This is a genomic window from Saccharopolyspora sp. NPDC003752, from assembly GCF_053605825.1.
The window spans coordinates 35671-49914 of record NZ_JBSGJZ010000038.1 but is presented as its reverse complement, the minus strand read 5'-3'; the positions used below and the strand labels follow the sequence as shown (position 1 = coordinate 49914).

Genomic DNA, 14244 nt, shown 5'->3' with positions numbered 1-14244 from the left:
GCCACCGCGCCGCCCGCCCGACGGGGTGCCGCCGGACGCCGGCCGGCCCTGTCCACCAGGGCCGCGGGGCGGCACGGATCTACCGGGCTGGCCCTGCGGGCCACCTGGCCACCTCGGCCGGTCCTCCACGCCGAATCCTCCTTGGCCTGTCGGCGAGCGTTACATGTTGGCGAAGTGATTTTGCTCGTGTTCCGGTTGCAGGCTAGCGGTGAACCTGGGGCGGGTGGGCAGCTCCCAGTAACAGGGGTGACATCCCTCATAAGGGTTAGACGCCTTTGTGACGCTGAGTAACGCGGGAACCTGCGTCGTAGCGCGCCGTGTCATGCCAGACTGCGGACGCGGGCCCGCTGCGGGCCGCGGCAAACCCGGCGAGGAAGGGCGCAATGCGGATTCTGGTCACCGGTGGGGCCGGCTTCATCGGCTCGCACTACGTTCGGCAGCTCCTCAGCGGCGCGTATCCCGCGTTCTCCGATGCCGATGTGATCGTGCTCGACAAACTCACCTACGCGGGCAACGAGGCGAACCTGGCGCCGGTAGCGGACAACCCGCGGCTGAAGTTCGTCCGCGGCGACATCTGCGATCGCGAGCTGGTCGGCGGCCTGATCACCGACGTGGACGTGGTCGTGCACTTCGCCGCCGAAACCCACGTGGACCGGTCGATCACCGGCTCGGACGCCTTCGTGCTCACCAACGTCGTCGGCACGAACGTGCTGCTGCAGGCCGCGCTCGACGCCGGGGTCGGCAAGTTCGTGCACGTGTCCACCGACGAGGTCTACGGCTCCATCGACGAAGGCTCCTGGCCCGAGGACCACGCGCTGGAGCCGAATTCGCCGTACTCGGCGGCGAAGGCGGGCTCGGACCTGCTGGCCCGCGCCTACCACCGCACGCACGGCCTGCCGGTGTGCATCACCCGCTGCTCCAACAACTACGGGCCCTACCAGTTCCCGGAGAAGGTGCTGCCGCTGTTCATCACGAACCTGATGGACGGCGCCCAGGTGCCGCTCTACGGCGACGGGCTCAACGTGCGCGACTGGCTGCACGTCGGCGACCACTGCCGGGGAATCCAGCTGGTGGCCGAATCCGGGCGGCCGGGCGAGATCTACAACATCGGCGGCGGCACCGAGCTGACCAACAAGGAACTGACCGAGCGGCTGCTGGCCGAACTCGGCGTGGACTGGTCGATGGTGCGGCCGGTGGTGGACCGCAAGGGCCACGACCGCCGTTACTCGGTGGACCACGGCAAGATCGTCCAGGAACTGGGGTACCGGCCGCAGGTCGACTTCGAGACCGGACTGCGCGAGACGGTTCGCTGGTACCAGGAGAACCGCGACTGGTGGGAGCCGCTGAAGGCCCGCGCGGAGGCGGCGAAGTGAGCCGCCTCGCCGTGCTGGTCCCGGGCGGCCGCGGCCAGCTCGGCTCGGAGCTGGCCCGCATCCTCGCCGCGCGGCCCGGCGCGCTGGTGCACGCGCCCGGCTCCAAGGAGCTGGACATCACCGACGCCGAGGAGATCGCCGACGCGGTGGGGGCGTTCGCGGAGGCGGCGAAGGACGCCGAACTGGAACCAGTGGTGATCAACGCCGCGGCCTACACGGGAGTGGACGCGGCCGAGTCCGACCCGGATCGCGCGGCCCGGATCAACGCCGGAGGCGCCGCCGACCTGGCGAAGGCCTGCCGGGCCAGCGGCCTGCCGCTGCTGCACGTGTCGACGGATTACGTGTTCCCGGGCGACGGGACCCGGCCGTACGAGCCGGCGGACCCGACCGGGCCGCGCTCGGTGTACGGGCGCACGAAGCTCGAAGGCGAGCAGGCGGTGCTGGAATCCGGCGCGCGGGCCTGGGTGGTGCGCACGGCGTGGGTGTACGGCGCGCGCGGCGGGAACTTCGTGAAGACGATGATCCGCCTGTCCGGCGAGCGGGACTCGCTGTCCGTTGTGGACGATCAGATCGGCTCGCCGACCTGGGCGGCGGACCTGGCGAACGGCCTGCTGGAACTGGCCGGGCAGGTCGCCGAGCGCCGGGATCCGAAGCAGAAGGTGTTGCACTGCACCAATTCCGGCCAGGCGAGCTGGTTCGAGTTCGCCCGGGCGATCTTCGCGGAACTGGGTGCGGACGAGAACCGGGTGAACCCGTGCACGACGGCGGACTTCCCGCTCCCGGCGCCGCGGCCGGCCTACTCGGTCCTGTCCGACGCGGCCTGGCGAGAAGCGGGCCTGACCCCGATGCGCCCCTGGCGAGAAGCCCTGGCGGCGGCCTTCGAAGCGGACGGCGAGGCCCTCAGGGGAAGGTGACGTCACCTGAGCCGGTGAAGCCGACCCCGAAAGGCCGTTCCAGCCCCATAACGGCTGGTGCGAGGCCGGGACGACGTGCATAATGGGCACTGCCGAGCCCCGTGGGGGCGAGGAAGGAAGGCCAGGTGACCCGGGGTATTACTGGGAGCCTGGCCTGACGTCTTTCTAGCTTCAGCAGCCCGTGTCGATCTCTACGTCGTACACGTGATCGGCCAGCATGTCGCGGTACTCGGAGCGACCGAGACGTGCGGCGCGGCAAATGCCTGCGATGGCGTCAGCGGCCCAAAGAAGGGGCTCGACAGCGCCCGAACAATGATCGACGTGAAATCGTGCCCTTGTCGGGAGAAGGCTTTGCCTGGCTGCGGTCACGGTTCGCACGTCGCGTCGGTTGAGGTTCGCAGACCGGGCCTCGAGCAGCAGAGTGTCAACCCCGAAACCGTGTAGCTCGACGACGAGGCTCGTCAGGCACTTGGCGCGAGCCCTTTCCTGCTTCTGGATAGGTACGGGAGAGCCGATGACGACGACATGCATTCCGTCGAGATCGGCCAGCTTCTTGACTATGCGCAATTGCTCGACGGGGCCCATGTCGTACCAATGGAGCTTTCGGTGCTTGCCGCGGAGTGCTAACAACGCTTCACAAGCATCGGCAAGGGTTGGGGGTTCAAAGAGGACGCCTGTGAGCACGTAGAAGCCGTGCTCCGGATGTTCCCGGAAGGACTCGTCGCCGTATGCAACAGGCACGAGGGATCACGGTAACGGGCCGGTCGAATTCTCTTTCGAGCGATACGGGACCTTCTGGTGATCGCCTGATGCGGTGGTTTTCCCAATTTTAGGCAGAATTGGGAGCTCGACAGCCTTCGCGGCGGGCATGATGGCGGCGCCTGATCCCGCGGGGGAGACGGAAGGAAGGCCAGGTGACCCGGGGCATTACCGGGAGCCTGGCCTGACGCTTTTTCGGGGTGTGTTCAGGTCGTTGCGCGTTGGTAGGCCGTGATCGTGGTTTCCGCGCAGGCCCGCCAGGTGAAGGTTTTGGCTCGGGTGCGGGCGTTTTCCGCGTTCGGCGGGTTGGTCAGGGCTCGGTGCAGGGCTTCGCCGAGGGCCGCCGGGTCGCCGTGGGGCGCGAGGATCGCTTGGCCCGCCGTGACTTCGCGGAGGGCCGGGATGTCCGAGCACACCACCGGCGTTCCGCAGGCCATGGCTTCCAGCGCCGGCAGGCCGAATCCCTCATCGCGCGAAGGCAATACGAGCGCGGCGGCGCCGGCGACCAGGCGGCGCAGGTGCTCGTCGGGGAGGTAACCGGTGCGGATCACGCCGCCCCGGCTGCCCGGCTCTCCGGGGCCCGCGATGACCAGTGGGGGCAGGTCTGGGCCGTGGGCTTCGAGCAGCGTCGGAAGCCCCTTGCGGGGACCTTCGGCGCCGACGAACAGCAGGTACTCCGACGGAAGTCCATAGTGGACTTCCAACTCGGAATCCATGGGCGCCGCGGAGAACCACTCGGGATCGACGCCGAGCGGAGTCACCAGGACCCTCTCCCGAGGCACGTCGAGCCGGGCGCTGACGGCGTCGGCCACCGCGGCTGTCGGCGTGCACACCACCCGCGCCCGCCGCGCGGAACTCCGCACGAGATCGGGCAAGTCGGGTTCGGCCAGCGACGGATCGTCCAGGAACGCCAGGTCGTGCACCGTCACGACGCCGCCCGCCCGGATCGATGGCGGCAGCACGAAGTTCGTTCCGTGCACCACCTGCGCCGACCCGCCGAGCAGTTCGACGGGCGGGAAAGCGCCGCGCTGCCAGAGCTTCCGCAGCACCCGCGCCGGAATCGGCGGCCCTACCGCGCGCGTTCCGTCCGGTGCCAGCGAACGCAGCTCCCGCCAGCCCCGGGTGGTGAACCCGATCAGCCGAACGTCCACCAGGGCCGCGAGCTCGCCGACCAGGGACGCGGTGTAGCGCCCGATTCCGGTGCGCCGACCGAGCAGCGGCGTGCCGTCCAGCAGGACGCGCAGGTCAGCGCCCACGGAACCGCTCGCCGGCGAGCCGCCGGAGCCGCCCGGTCGCCCGCTTCGCGACCTCCAGCGGGCCGCCCGCGTCGAGGTACTCGCGCAGCAGCGCGATGTCGCGGCGCGCCGTCTCGACGCGGTTCAGCTGCGGGCTGCGCACGAGCGGCGCGCTCGCCTTCAGCCGGTCGGCGGCCGGGCGCGGGTCGCGGCAGAACTCGGTCAGCGGCGCCAGCACGGACTCCCAGGTGAACCGCTCGCGGACCGGGGCGATGCGGCGGCGGCACTCGGCGGCGAACTCCTCGTCGTAGAGCACCTTCTCCAGCGCCGCGGCCAGCGCGTCCGGATCTTCGGCCGGGACCACGACGCCGATGCCCTCCTCGCGCACCAGGTCGGCGAACGAGTCGCCGTCGGTGGTCACCACCGGCAGCCCGGACCACAGGTAGTCCAGCACGCGGGTGCGGAAGGCGAACGTCGTCTCCACGTGCTCGAAGTGCGTGGTGACGCCGCAATCCGCGTCGAGCAGGTAGTTCTGCCGCTCGCCGTAGGGCACCCACGTCTCGTTGAAGAACACGAACTTGTCGGTCAGCCCGAGCCGGCGGGCCAGGCCGCGGGTCTGCCCGGCCATGCCCATCTCCGGCACGTCCGGGTTCGGGTGCTTCATGCCGAGGAAGAACAGCCGGACGTCGTTGTGCTGGTGGGAAAGCCGGTGCACCGCGTGCAGCAGCGTCAGCGGGTCGAACCAGCTGTAGACGCCGCCCGCCCACAGCACGACCTTGTCCTCGGCGGCGATGCCGGGCCGGTTGCCCTTGATCGCCGGGCCGGTGCGGCGCGGCGCCACCGACGGCAGGCCGAACGGCACGACCGACAGCAGCGAGCGGACGGTGGGGTCGTTGTCGTACAGGCCGGGGGTCAACCGGCCCAGCGATGCGAGGTGGCCCAGCCAGAAGTGCCGCTGCCGTTCCGAGGCGCAGAGGAAGAAGTCGCCGCGCTGCAGCTGGGTGTTGAGCACCTTGGTGACCCCGGCCAGGTCCTTCGCGCGGCGCTCGTCGTCGGTGTCGCGGCCCTGCTCCAGCAGTTCCAGGTGCATCGGGTCGTAGACGTCGCAGATCACGATCTTGGTGGACTCGACGTTCTTGAGCGCCGGCACCATCTCCAGCACGTGGCCCTGCAGCACCACGACGTCCGCCCAGTCGACGTGGGCGCCGAGCTCGCGCGGTTTCGCCGCGACCACGGCGAAGCGGGACTCCGGCGGGCTGACCAGCGCGTTGACGCTGACCAGCCGCACCTCGTGCTCCGCGGAGAGCACCTCGGCCATGTGCCACGCGCGGATCGCCGGGCCGGCCATCCGCTCGGTGACCGCGTCGCCGGTGATCACCACGACCTTCCGGGGGCGGCCGAAGAGCTCGTCCAGCCCGAACGCCTCGACCAGCGCGTCGTGCGCGGCGAGATAGCGCGGCAGCGGGTAGGCGGGCTCCATCGCCTTGCGCATCAACGGAACCAGGTCGGCGTCGGTGCGCACCCGCGCCCGCTGCTCCTCCTCGCGGGACTCCTTCAGCGACGGCAGGAGCTCGACGAACTGGTCGATCGCCAGCATCCCGGCCAGCGCGGACCGGTCGATCGGGACCGGGCTGTCGTCCTCGCTGTCGCCGCGCCGGGTGATCTCCAGCTGGGTCGGGTCGATCTCGCCGCGCGCGGTGGCCCGACGCACGGCCAGCGCCATCGCGGCGGGCAGCGCCTTGGCCAGGGTCTCGTCGGAGACGTTCTTGTACAGCGCGGCGAGCGCGTTGCGCTCCAGCAGGTAGTGCTCGCGGGCCGAGGAGACCTCGGCCATCGAGGCGTGGTGGCGGTGGAACGTCAGCGAACCCGGTTCGTAGCGGACCCGCCAGCCGCGCAAGTTCAGCCGCCAGCCGAGGTCGACGTCCTCGTAGAACATGAAGAAGCGCTCGTCGAAGCCGTCGAGCGCGGCGAACAGCTCGGCCCGCACGAACAGCGCCGAACCGGTGCCGAACAGCACGTCGTGGGCCGCGTCGTGCGAGCCGTCGTCGACCTCGCCCGCGTGGCGCTTGTAGCCCATCCCGAACCAGGTCAGCCCGCCGTCGACGAAGTCGATGTGGCGGCCCTCCCAGTCCAGGACCTTGCTGGCGACCGCGCCCACCGTCGGCTCCGACCGCAGCACCGCGACGGCCGCGCGCACCCAGGCGCGATCCGGTTTGGCGTCGTTGTTGAGGAAGGCCAGCACCTGGCCGGTGGCGCTGCGGGCGGCGAGGTTGCACCCGCCGGCGAACCCGCGGTTGGTGTCCGACTCGATCAGCCGCACCTCCGGAGCGGCGGCGCGGATCCGCTCGGCGCTGCCGTCGCCGGAGGCGTTGTCGACGCAGATCACCTCCAGCCGGTCGGCCGGGTAGTCGAGCTCGTCGCGGAGCGCGCGCAGGCAGGTGATGGTGTCGTCCGCGCCGCGGTAGTTGACCACGATCACCGACACGACGGGCAGGGTGCTGTCGGACAATTCAGCCACGCCCTAAAGCGTGCACCATCCCCCGGCGCAGCCTGCGGGGTGTTCGGAAAACGCGGCCATCCCGACACCTGGCCGCCCGGGGCGGAGCGACCCGCCTCACGAGGTGAACGGACCGCTCGCCTCGCACGTAGCGCTCGCAGGACGGTTTGGATCGCAGCTGTGGTGGGATCAGGACATGCCGGGGCGTGTCGGCGCGGGTCGGCGTGTTGGGTGGTGTGAGCGGCCTGTTGACTCCGTCTAGCGAGGTGAACGGGCCGTTCGCTCGTCGGCTGGTGACGGTGCCGGGTTCAGGCTCCTGCCCAGGTGTTCCAGACCTCGCGCCGCGGAACCCGCGCCGCACGGCCGATCTGTCGCCGGGCGCGGAGCGCCGCCGGTAGACCGGCCGCGACCTCGGCCAGCACGCGGAGCCGCAAGGCGGCGCGGAAGTTCGCCGCGTCGGGAACGGAACGAGCCCCGGTCGCCCGGCGCAACGGCAGGGCGAGAGTGATCGCCGCGAAGCGGGCGAGCTCCCGCGCCGCGACCGGAGCGGGAGCGCAGCGAAGCAGGGTGAGCAGGCGATTCCGCTCGTTCCAGCGGTGGAACAGCGCCGAACCCGGCAGCGTCGTCGCACCGTGCAGGTGCGAGGCGGTGGCATCGGCCGCCGGGACGATCCGGTGCCCCGCGAGGCGCAGCCGCCACGCAGTGTCGGTGTCCTCGTAATAGCAGAAGAAGTGAGCCGGAACACCGCCGGCGGAACGGAGGTGCGCGGTGCGCAACAGCGCCGCCCCGCCGCAGAAGCCGAACACGCCACCGGAGGCATCAGGCGCGTCAGCGCCGTGGCCGTCGGCCGTGAGGCGCACGCCGGCGGACTGCACCCGGCCGTCCGGCGTGCGGAGCACGGAGGACGCTGCGGCGGCGGAGCCGTCCGCGTCGAGCGCGGCTTCGAGCGCCGCGAGCCAGCCGGAGGCTGGCGCAGCGTCGTCGTTGAGCCACGCGACGTAAGGAGTGTGGATTCGGTCGAGCGCAGCGGCGATCCCGCCGGCGTAGCCGGTGTTGCGGCGTAGCCGCAGGACCTCCGGCGCCGACGGGTGGGCGGCGATCAGGCCGGCCGTGCCGTCGTCGGAGGCGTTGTCGACCACAAGTGTCCGATGTGGACGCTCCTGGGCCGCCAGCGCGTCCAGGCACGCCTCGATGTGGTCCCGTCCCCGCCAGGTCACCACGACAACGGTGCTGCGCACCCGTTCCGACGCCGTCACGCCCGAAGACGTTACGCACCAGCGATCCGGTGCCCGCCGCTGGTGGCGCAATTTCGCGATGGCCGAGTTCTCGCGAAACCGTCCGGCCACTCACGGAGTGATGTGCAGAAGCTACGGACCGTCGCGGGTCTCATCGCCCCGGACCGGTGCGACTCCTCGCGAAGCTGCGCCCCGCCCGCGATGGGACTCCGGCGCCGCGGCGGCGTGGGAAGCTGGGCGGGTGCCCGAGCTAGTCACGATCGCCGAGCAGCTGCTCGCGCCGGTTCCCGGCGGAACCGGCCGCTACACGCGGGAACTGCTGCGCGCGATGGCCGGAACCGCGCCGAGCGGGTGGGAGCTGAGCAGCGTGATCAGCCGCGGCGGTGATCCCGAGGCCGCACGGGTGCCCGGCGTGCTCGGGCCTCGGATGCTGCCGCTGCCGCGGCGCGCGCTGATCGCGGCCTGGGAACGCGGCGTCCCGTTCTGGCCGGGCGGTGACTCGGTGCACGCCATGACGCCGCTCGCGCCGCCCGCGAAGCGCGGGCGGGGCCTGGTGGTGACGGTGCACGACACGGTTCCGTGGACGCATCCGGAAACCCTGACGCCGCGCGGTGTTTCCTGGCACCGGCGGGCGATCGCCCGGGCCGCGCGGCACGCCGACGCGCTGGTAGTGCCGACGGCCGTCGTGGCGGCGGACCTCGCGGAGCGAGTCCCGGTCAACGCGAGGCTGGAGGTCATCGGCGAAGGCGTCACGCCGTCGTTGCTGGCCGAACCCGACCCGGCCATCGCCGCCCGGCTGGCGCTGCCCGAGCGGTACGTGCTGGCGATAGGCACGATCGAGCCGCGCAAGGGCTACGAACACCTGGTGCGGGCGATGGCCGAGCCCGCGGCGCCGGATGTGCCGCTGCTGATCGTCGGCCGCCGTGGCTGGGGCGATGTCGACGTGCTGCGGATCGCCGCCGACTGCGGAGCGGAAGATGTGCGGGTTTTGGAGTCGGTGTCCGACGCCGAACTCGCGGCGCTGCTGCGGAACGCGACGGCGCTGGCCGCGCCGAGCCTCGCGGAAGGCTTCGGCCTCCCGCTCGTCGAAGCGATGGCGCTCGGTGTGCCGATCGTGCACTCCGACGCACCTGCGCTCGTGGAGGTCGCGGGCGGGGCGGGTGTGACGGTGCCGCGAGCCGACCCGGCTGCGCTCGCCGCCGCCCTGCGCGCGGTCGTCGACGACCCCGAGTGGCGGGCCGGGCTGATCGCCGCGGGTTCTCGACGGGTCGCGGATTTCACCTGGTCACGAGCGGCGCGGCAGGTCTGGCGGCAGCACCTCGACATCGTCACCCGATCTGGGGATCCCGGCGGCGCCGACTAGGACCTTCACCGGGCAGAGCAGGGCAGAACACATTTTCGCCGACTCGGCGCAGGTTCACCCATCCGCACCGTAATCTGCTCTGGTGCACAGAGGCGAGCCGCACATCCTCATCGACGCCACCGCAGTACCAGCGGATCGAGGCGGCGTCGGCCGATACGTCGACTCCCTGCTGGCTGCCCTGGACGCGGACGGTGCCCGGCTCACGGTCGCCTGCCAGCCCCGCGACGCGGAGCTGTACGCGGCCATCGCCCCGCGCACCGACGTGGTGCCCGCCACCGAGGCCGTCGCCACCCGCACGGCCCGCCTGACCTGGGAGCAGACGACCCTGCCGCTGCTGGTGCGCCGGCTCGGGGTCGACGTGCTGCACTCGCCGCACTACACGACCCCGCTGGCCAACCCGGCCGCATCGGTGGTCACGCTGCACGATGCGACGTTCTTCACCAACCCCGCGGTGCACTCGCCGGTCAAGGCCAGGTTCTTCCGCGCGTGGACGCGCACCGCGCTGCGCCGCGCGACGCTGTGCATCGTGCCGAGCAAGGCGACCGCGGCCGAGCTGGCCCGATCCGTCGGCGCCGACCGCGCCCGGATGCCGGTCATGTACCACGGCGTCGACCCGGACCGGTTCCACCCGCCGACCCCGGAGGAGATCCAGGAGGTGCGCGACCGGCTGAGCCTGCACGACCAGCCCTACGTCGCCTTCCTCGGCGCGCTGGAGCCGCGCAAGAACGTGCCCGCGCTGATCCGCGGCTTCACGATCGCCTGCCAGGGCCGCGCCGACTCGCCCGCGCTGGTGCTGGCCGGTCAGCCGGGTTGGGACACCCGCGTGGAACGGGCGCTGGAGGCCGTGCCGCACCGGATCCGGGTGATCCGGGCCGGTTACCTGCCGTTCGACCAGCTCGCCGGGTTCCTCGGCGGCGCGCACCTGGTCGCCTACCCGAGCATCGGCGAGGGCTTCGGCTTACCCGTGCTGGAGGCGATGGCCTGCGGCGCCGCGGTGCTCACCACGCGGCGGCTGAGCCTCCCGGAGGTCGGCGGCGACGCCGTCGCCTACTGCGGGGTGGGGGCGGGCGAGATCGCCAACGGCCTGACCGAGCTGCTGGACGACCCGGCCCGCCGTGCCGCGCTCGCCGCGGCGGCCCATCGCCGGGCGAAGGAGTTCACCTGGGCGGCCTGCGCGACGCAGCACCGAGAGGCATTCGCCAGGGCCCACCACATCCACACCAGGACCCGTTAGATCGGTTCCGCCTGCTCGTGAGCGTTTTGCGCTGCTATCGCGACACAACGTGCTCGCGGGGCCTGACCAGTGGAAACGGAGTCTCCGTCGGCGTGCTCGCGGGGAACTGCGGTCGGGTGGCCGTCCGGTCTGCGCCGTTCGGCAGAATGTATCGGTGTGACCGACGCTCGCACCTACGGCGATGAAGTCGCCGTTGTCACCGTGACCTACTCCCCGGGCGAGACCCTGGAGCAGTTCCTCGACACCTTGGCCAAGGCGACGGAGCGCTCGGTCCGGGTGATCCTCGCCGACAACACCTCGACCGACGGCGTGCCCGAACGGGCAGCCGCGGAGCGGGCGAACGTCGACTTCGTGCCGACCGGTGGCAACCTCGGCTACGGCGGCGCGGCCAACCGCGGCGTCGCCGAGCTCGGCGACGAATTCGGCTGGGTCGTGATCGCCAACCCGGACCTGGAGTGGCAGCCGGGCTCGCTCGACGAACTGCTGGACGCGGCGAAGCGCTGGCCGCGCGGCGGATCGTTCGGCCCGCTGATCAAGGAGCCGACCGGCGAGGTCTACCCGTCGGCGCGGCTGCTGCCGTCGATCGGCCGCGGCGCCGGGCACGCGGTGTTCGCCAAGATCTGGCCGAAGAACCCGTGGTCCCGCGCCTACCACCAGTCCGAGACGACGATCACCGAGCGGCCCGCCGGTTGGCTGTCCGGCTCCTGCCTGCTGCTGCGCCGCGAGGCCTTCGACTCCATCGACGGCTTCGACCCGCGCTACTTCATGTACTTCGAAGACGTCGACCTCGGCGACCGGCTCGGGAAGAAGGGCTGGCTGAACGTCTACGTGCCGAGCGCGGAGATCATGCACATCGGCGGGCACTCCACTGCGGGCGCCTCCAAGCGGATGCTCGTCGAGCACCACCGCAGCGCCTACCGCTACCTTGCCGACCGCTACCCGGGGCCGGCCTGGGCGCCGCTGCGCCTCGCCCTGCGCGTGGCGCTGACCGCGCGCGCCCGCATCGCGGCCCGCTGACGACTGTGAGTCCCGCACTTCAACCGGCTGACGCCGCGTGCAGAACAGCCCTAGTGCTGGTGGTAGTGCTGGCCGGCCTGCGAACCCAGCGGCCCGAACTCGTGCGGGGCGCGCTGCGCGTGGTACGGGTTCGGCGGCAGATTCTGCTGGCCCTGCTCGTAATCCTCGGTCGGCCAGCCGCCGTGCTGGGGCTCCTGCCGCTGCGGCTGCTGCCGGGGGTGACCGCCGGGCAGCACCTGCGTGGTGTCCGCCGGGTCGGCCTGGCTGACGACCTCGCGCGGGATGCGCACGGTGCTCGCGGCATCCATCGGCGAGGTGGCATTGTCGGGGGTGACGACGAACGCGCCGCGTGCCCGCGCGCGAGCAAGTGCTTCGTCGGCTCGGAGGCGCGGGTCCATGGGGATGCCCTCTCAGTCGTTCGCAGTCGGTGGTCCGCGTTGGCGGACGTCGGACTGGGCGCGGCCGCTGCGGGCGAGCCCAGTGCTCATTATGCCGTTGCCCCTGCCAGAGTATTCCCCCCAATGGGTTTTCGTCACTGAAGTGCATCAGGTAGAGGAGGATCAACGCCGATGTCCGCGGATGCGCAGGACCCGGCCGCGTCGCCGACGGCGGAAGCGGTCGTGCTGGTAGGTGGTCGGGGCGTGCGGCTGCGGCCTCTGACCCTGTCGGCGCCCAAGCCGATGCTGCCGACCGCCGGAGTCCCGTTCCTGAGCCACCTGCTGTCCCGGATCCGGGCTGCCGGCATCGAGCACGTGGTGCTCGGCACGTCCTACAAGGCGGAGGTGTTCGCCGAGCACTTCGGTGACGGATCCGAACTCGGCCTGCGACTGGAGTACGTCGTCGAGCCGGAGCCGCTGGACACCGCGGGCGCGATCCGCAACGTCGCGGACCGGCTCAGCGCCGACGACGTGCTGGTGTTCAACGGAGACATCCTCTCCGGCGTGGATCTCACGGACCTGTTGGAAACGCACCGCAGCGCCGCGGCGGATGTGACGCTGCACCTGGTCAAGGTCGCCGATCCGCGCCGCTTCGGCTGCGTGCCCACCGACGCGGACGGGCGGGTCACGGCGTTCCTGGAGAAGACCGAGAACCCGCCGGTCGACCAGATCAACGCGGGTTGCTACGTGTTCCGCCGCGAGGTGATCGACACGATCCCGGCTGGTCGGCCGGTGTCGGTGGAGCGCGAGACGTTCCCGGAACTGCTCGCGTCCGGCGCGCGCGTGCAGGGCCACGTCGACACCTCGTACTGGCTGGACATGGGAACCCCGGAGGCGTTCGTCCGGGCTTCCGCGGACCTGGTCCTCGGCGTGGCCCCGTCGAACGCGCTGCCGGGCGAGCGCGGCGAAGCGCTGGTGCTGCACGGCGCGGAGATCGCCGCCGACGCGGAAGTCTGCGGGGGCAGCGCGATCGGCGCGGGCAGCACCGTGGAATCCGGTGCGCGCGTTGCGGAATCGGTGCTCTTCGAAGGCGTGCGCATCGAGCCGAACGCGGTGGTCGAGCGGTGCGTGATCGGCAACGACGCGACGATCGGCGCGGGTGCCGTGCTGCGCGACGCGATCATCGGTGACGGCGCGCGGATCGGTGCCGACTGCGAGCTGCTGGGCGGGGCGCGGGTCTGGCCCGGCGTCGAGCTGCCGGCCGGCGGCGTCCGCTTCTCCGCGGACTGAGCCGGCGTACGGTCGGGGGACCATGAGCGATGCCCTGACCCGGACCTGGCGCCCGCCGCATCCGCTGGACCTGCCGCGGGTGCTGGCCCCGTTGCGCCGGGGGAACGGCGATCCGACCACGCGCGTGGACGCCTCGGGCGAGGTGTGGTGGGCAACCACGACCCAGGTCGGCCCGACGACGCTGCGGTTGCAGAAGGATCACGCCGGAACCGTGACCGCGACGGCGTGGGGGCAGGGTGCGAGCTTCGTGCTGGACAACGTGCCGGACCTGCTCGGCGCTTCCGACGACGACAGCGGTTTCGTCGCGGTGCACGACGTCGTGGAGCGCGGTCGGCGCGCATCGCGGGGCGTGCGGTTGTGCGCATCGGGCCGGGTCTGGGACGTCCTGGTCGCCGCGGTGCTGGAGCAGAAGGTCACCAACCGGGAGGCGTGGCGGTCCTGGCGGGAGCTCTGCCGGCGCTTCGGCAGCCGCGCTCCGGGACCGGTCGACGGGCTCTGGGCGGCACCGGATCCGTTGCAGCTGCGCCAGATCCGGGACTGGGAGTGGCATCGGGCGGGCATCGACGGAGCCCGTCGCCGCACGCTGCTCGCCGCCGCATCGGTGGCCGGAAGGCTGGAACGGGCGGTCGAGCTGCGCGGCGTCGAGGGACGGGAACTGCTGCAGAAGGTGCCCGGCATCGGCCCGTGGACGGCGGCCGAGGTCGCGCAGCGCGCCTGGGGCGACCCGGACGCGGTCAGCGTCGGAGACTTCCACCTGCCGACGATCGTCGGCACGGCCCTGGTCGGCCGCCCCCTGGACGACGAGGGAATGCTCGAAGCCCTGGCCCCGTACGAGGGCCACCGCCACCGAGCGGTCCGCTACCTGGGCGCGGCGGGCGTCCAACGCCCCCGCTACGCCCCGAGAATGCCGGTCCGCAACTACCGCACCATGTGACGCGCTGGCCGCGACT

12 protein-coding genes are annotated in these 14244 nt (G+C 71.7%); 7 read left to right on the top strand and 5 right to left on the bottom strand.

Going from position 1 to position 14244, the window contains the following annotated elements:
• Positions 1 to 383 precede the first annotated feature (383 nt).
• Positions 384 to 1373, top strand: a complete 990-nt coding sequence (gene rfbB, locus ACWEV3_RS34425) for a dTDP-glucose 4,6-dehydratase (protein WP_452617895.1) — start codon at positions 384 to 386, stop codon at positions 1371 to 1373.
• Complete coding sequence (rfbD, locus tag ACWEV3_RS34420) at positions 1370 to 2287, top strand: dTDP-4-dehydrorhamnose reductase (RefSeq protein WP_452617894.1); 918 nt, start codon at positions 1370 to 1372, stop codon at positions 2285 to 2287. Before rfbB ends, rfbD begins: the two co-directional genes overlap by 4 nt.
• A 171-nt stretch (positions 2288 to 2458) precedes the next feature.
• On the opposite strand, the gene ACWEV3_RS34415 is transcribed toward rfbD, so the two are convergent.
• From ACWEV3_RS34415 to ACWEV3_RS34400, 4 genes are all read right to left on the bottom strand, one after another.
• Positions 2459 to 3028, bottom strand: coding sequence for a hypothetical protein (locus tag ACWEV3_RS34415; RefSeq protein WP_452617893.1), 570 nt, complete (start codon positions 3026 to 3028; stop codon positions 2459 to 2461).
• Between the two features lie 224 nt (positions 3029 to 3252).
• Complete coding sequence (locus tag ACWEV3_RS34410) at positions 3253 to 4302, bottom strand: glycosyltransferase family 4 protein (RefSeq protein ID WP_452617892.1); 1050 nt, start codon at positions 4300 to 4302, stop codon at positions 3253 to 3255.
• The gene (locus tag ACWEV3_RS34405) at positions 4292 to 6799 is read right to left on the bottom strand and encodes a glycosyltransferase (protein WP_452617891.1); all 2508 of its coding nucleotides are present in this window, start codon (positions 6797 to 6799) and stop codon (positions 4292 to 4294) included. Before ACWEV3_RS34405 ends, ACWEV3_RS34410 begins: the two co-directional genes overlap by 11 nt.
• A gap of 287 nt (positions 6800 to 7086) precedes the next feature.
• A complete protein-coding gene (locus tag ACWEV3_RS34400) occupies positions 7087 to 8034 on the bottom strand; it encodes a glycosyltransferase family 2 protein (RefSeq protein ID WP_452617890.1) in 948 nt (315 codons plus the stop codon).
• A gap of 220 nt (positions 8035 to 8254) precedes the next feature.
• Between ACWEV3_RS34400 and ACWEV3_RS34395 the strand changes: the two genes are divergently transcribed.
• The 3 genes from ACWEV3_RS34395 to ACWEV3_RS34385 all read left to right on the top strand — a co-directional run bounded on the left by ACWEV3_RS34395 (position 8255) and on the right by ACWEV3_RS34385 (position 11627).
• Positions 8255 to 9376, top strand: a complete 1122-nt coding sequence (locus ACWEV3_RS34395; RefSeq protein ID WP_452617888.1) for a glycosyltransferase family 4 protein — start codon at positions 8255 to 8257, stop codon at positions 9374 to 9376.
• Between the two features lie 103 nt (positions 9377 to 9479).
• Positions 9480 to 10610 (top strand): glycosyltransferase family 4 protein, encoded by a 1131-nt coding sequence (locus ACWEV3_RS34390; protein ID WP_452617921.1) that lies wholly within the window; start codon positions 9480 to 9482, stop codon positions 10608 to 10610.
• Positions 10611 to 10766: 156 nt separating this feature from the next.
• Positions 10767 to 11627, top strand: coding sequence for a glycosyltransferase family 2 protein (locus ACWEV3_RS34385; RefSeq protein ID WP_452617887.1), 861 nt, complete (start codon positions 10767 to 10769; stop codon positions 11625 to 11627).
• 50 nt (positions 11628 to 11677) lie between these two features.
• On the opposite strand, the gene ACWEV3_RS34380 is transcribed toward ACWEV3_RS34385, so the two are convergent.
• Complete coding sequence (locus ACWEV3_RS34380; RefSeq protein ID WP_358580968.1) at positions 11678 to 12025, bottom strand: hypothetical protein; 348 nt, start codon at positions 12023 to 12025, stop codon at positions 11678 to 11680.
• A gap of 171 nt (positions 12026 to 12196) precedes the next feature.
• Between ACWEV3_RS34380 and ACWEV3_RS34375 the strand changes: the two genes are divergently transcribed.
• Together ACWEV3_RS34375 and ACWEV3_RS34370 are read left to right on the top strand one after the other, a co-directional pair.
• The gene (locus ACWEV3_RS34375; protein WP_452617886.1) at positions 12197 to 13294 is read left to right on the top strand and encodes a sugar phosphate nucleotidyltransferase; all 1098 of its coding nucleotides are present in this window, start codon (positions 12197 to 12199) and stop codon (positions 13292 to 13294) included.
• 22 nt (positions 13295 to 13316) lie between these two features.
• Positions 13317 to 14228 (top strand): DNA-3-methyladenine glycosylase family protein, encoded by a 912-nt coding sequence (locus ACWEV3_RS34370; protein WP_452617885.1) that lies wholly within the window; start codon positions 13317 to 13319, stop codon positions 14226 to 14228.
• Positions 14229 to 14244 lie beyond the last annotated feature (16 nt).